Annotated in this window: 4 protein-coding genes; 1 reads left to right on the top strand and 3 read right to left on the bottom strand. The window is 44.2% G+C overall.

Going from position 1 to position 3,153, the window contains the following annotated elements; translation table 11 throughout:
• From Q0200_RS03960 to Q0200_RS03950, 3 genes are all read right to left on the bottom strand, one after another.
• Nucleotides 1-657 (bottom strand): response regulator transcription factor (locus tag Q0200_RS03960; RefSeq protein WP_297938009.1); only part of this gene is annotated, 657 nt, incomplete at its 3' end.
• Nucleotides 658-906: 249 nt separating this feature from the next.
• Nucleotides 907-1,401: a DUF1104 domain-containing protein gene (locus tag Q0200_RS03955; RefSeq protein ID WP_297938006.1), complete on the bottom strand. Its 495-nt coding sequence runs from the start codon at nt 1,399-1,401 to the stop codon at nt 907-909.
• Nucleotides 1,402-1,455: 54 nt separating this feature from the next.
• Nucleotides 1,456-2,295, bottom strand: a complete 840-nt coding sequence (locus tag Q0200_RS03950; protein ID WP_297938004.1) for a M23 family metallopeptidase — start codon at nt 2,293-2,295, stop codon at nt 1,456-1,458.
• Between the two features lie 92 nt (nt 2,296-2,387).
• Between Q0200_RS03950 and Q0200_RS03945 the strand changes: the two genes are divergently transcribed.
• Nucleotides 2,388-3,053 carry a lipid-binding SYLF domain-containing protein gene (locus tag Q0200_RS03945; RefSeq protein ID WP_297938002.1) on the top strand — a complete coding sequence of 222 codons (666 nt, stop codon included), beginning with the start codon at nt 2,388-2,390 and terminating at the stop codon, nt 3,051-3,053.
• Nucleotides 3,054-3,153: the final 100 nt, after the last annotated feature.

The raw sequence follows: 3,153 nt of genomic DNA, 5'->3' as shown, positions 1-3,153 counted from the left end.
ATATTTATAGCCTAGCTTTGATGCGCTAACGATACGCTCTTTGCCTAAAATTTTACGCAGCTCCGCGATATAAACGCGCAGGCTAAGCTCGCTAGGACTCTCGTCGTAGTCCCAAATTTGAGAATAAATCTCCTCTCTACTTAAAAATTTATCCTGATTTTTAAGTAAGAGTGCTAGCAACCTAGACTGTTTTTTAGGCATCGAGACAGCCTTGCCGTCACGAAACAGCAAGCCCTGATTCATATCAAAGCCCAAATTTTCGCCCAGATTTACCAGCTCGTTTGTGTTATGCACGAAGGTGCGTTTTAGCAAATTTTGTACGCGCAGATGCAGCTCTTTTAGCTCAAACGGCTTTTTGATATAGTCGTCACACCCGCTAGTAAAGCCGGTTTGCACGTCATCAAGCGTATTTAGCGAGGTCGTAAATATGCAAGGCGTGTTTTTGCCCGCGTTTCGCAGCTCCCCAAGTAGCGCAAAGCCGCTGCCGCCAATAATCTTGACGTCAAATATCCAAAGATCAAAGTTGCTCTCATAAGCCAAATTTAACGCATCGTCGTAGCTTTTTGCGCCCGCCGTCTCGTAGCCCTGCGCCTCCAGATACGCGCGCATCATCTCAAGCAGCATATTTTCGTCCTCGACGATCAAAATTTTACTCATTTTCGCTCCGTTTTGGTTTATTTTTGCCTCGTTTTACGGCGTTTTATCCGCTTGATTTTTCCGTCTGTCGGCGCAGCTTTGCGCTAAATTTTTCGCCAAACATCTCAAATTTGCGTTAAATTTGCCCACATGCGCTCAAATTTAGTCGCAAACAGATCCTGCGTAAATTTATCAAATTTCATCTAAATTTGAAGGTAAAATTTCATAAATTTATAAGTTTGAGCCTCCAGAAAGGAAGCTCGAATTTTATTATTTCGTCGGCTGTTTTGGACCCTTGTAGCCGCCGGTTTGATTGCAATCTCCGGCATTTGCACAGTCCTGAGCCATCATGCCTTTACCGCCGTGTTTAAATCCGCCCTTAAAATCGCGCTTAAATTTCTTATGCAGATCATCGTCGTCAACGCCGTCTTTTAACTCGATATCAAGCTTTTTGGCCTCCGCCACGCTTAGCGAGCCAACCTTGTCGTTGTAGTTTTTTCGAAAATCCTGCATGAAATTTTGTCTATCGGCGACGCTCATGGCATCCATTTTCTTTACCATCTCGGCTTTTAGCCCGCGCTTAGCCTCTTTTGCCTCGTATCTTAGTTTGCCCGCGCGTTTGTCTATCTCAAATGCTACCTCGCTAAGCGTCTTAGCATCGGCGTTTGCGACCATTTTATAAAGCTCGTCGTTCGTGCTATTTTCAAGCGACGCGGCAAAAAGTCCGCCCGCAACTAACATACTAATCAAAACTACTTTTTTCATTTTCTCTCCTTCAAAAAGATGAGCGAAGTTTAAAGAAAAGTCGTGAAAAAAATGTTAATTTAAAATTTCGTTGATTTTTTTGACGAAATTTATAGGATTTACCTGCACGCCGCCGACAATCACGCCAAAGTGTAGGTGCGGCCCGCTCACTCGTCCGCTAGCGCCGCTAAGCGCGATGGTATCGCCTTTTTTGACGCTTTGTCCGACTTTGACGTTTAGCGCGCTTAGGTGGTAATACTGCGTATAAATCCCCTCGCCGTGATCTATCACCACGGATCCGCCCGCATAGTAGCGATCTTTTGCGATGACGACTACGCCGTCGTTTGCGGCGATTACGAACGTGCCGACTGCTGCTCTAAAGTCCGTGCCGCCGTGGTAGCTTTTTAAAGTGCCGTTAAATACGCGCGCGGTGCCAAACGGACTCGTGACTGCCGAGCTCATCGGCAGGATAAATTTGGAGTCAAATTTTAGCCCGACATTGGCCGTGGCGTAGATTTTATTCGCCTCCTCGCGCTCCTCCTCGATGCGCTTTAGCACGTCTTTTGGCGGCGTTACTTTGCTGCCTTCGACGGTTATTTTTTCTTTATTATATTGTCCCTCTACGATCTTAAAAATTATCGTCTCATCGCCGCCTTTAAGCCCGTTTATTAGCTTGATCTCGCCTTTTTGGCGGTATCCCGCGGAAACGACGGCAAATTTTAGTTTTTCATCCCCGGGCACGCTAAGCCAGCGCTTTTTCTTACCGTCGATGCTTAAATTTCCGGCAAATTTAGCCTCCACCTGCACTATCTCGACGTCGCCGTTTACGATCGTCTGAGTTTGGCTAGGCGCGCTGCCCTGCCCTTTTGCGCTCAAATTTAAACATATCAAAACGGCTAAAAAAATCTTTTTCATTTATATCCTTTACGTAAATTTAACTAATAATTTTTAAATTTAATAAAAAAATACTATAATAGCGGGTAAATTTTACGAAAAAGGAAATGAAAATGAAAAGATTTTTAAAGCTTGCCGCTTACGCGCTTTTGCTAGGCCAGCTTGCTTACGCGGACTTTACGCAAAATCAAAAAGTACGAACTTCATTTGATATCTTAAACGATTTGGGCTCTAGAAAACTGCTAAATTTAAAAGATACTAGCGAAATAAGAGGCATCATGGTCATCCCTGATGTGGTTAGCGGCGGGCTAGTCTTGACGACGCATACCGGAGACGGCATATTCGTCGGCAGAAATGATGAAAATGAATGGAGTAGTCCTATATTTATAAATTTTAAAGGCGGCGGCATAGGCCTGCAGGGCGGCTATAAATCAACCGACCTTGTCGTGCTGTTTAAATCAAGAAGGTCATATGCCGGGCTAATAAACGGTAAAGGTCAAATCGATCTTAGCGCCGATGCCGTAGTGCTAGCCGCCGGAGAAAAAGCCGGCGTAATGAGCGACCTGCCTGAAATTTCGGCTTGGGCTACGCTTAGAGGCAAAAGCAGAGGTCTTTTTGCGGGCGTTAGCATAAATACCTCTTTGGTAGTCGTCGACAAACAAGCTACGTACGATTACTACGATAGAATGTACGATATGGAGGACATCTACAACAATTCTCCGAAAGATTCTAGATATACAAAAACGCTAAAAGAAGTATTGAATAAATATTTTAAATGATTAAGCAGAAAAACGGTTTGGCCTAGAGGCTAAACCGTATAAAGAGAGACGAATCTTTTTTTATTGATCGGCGAAAACTGAGTCATATACTCAAACGCCT

This window comes from uncultured Campylobacter sp. (assembly GCF_938045225.1).
Taxonomy (GTDB): Bacteria; Campylobacterota; Campylobacteria; order Campylobacterales; family Campylobacteraceae; genus Campylobacter_A.
This window is presented reverse-complemented; position numbering and strand designations above follow the sequence as displayed.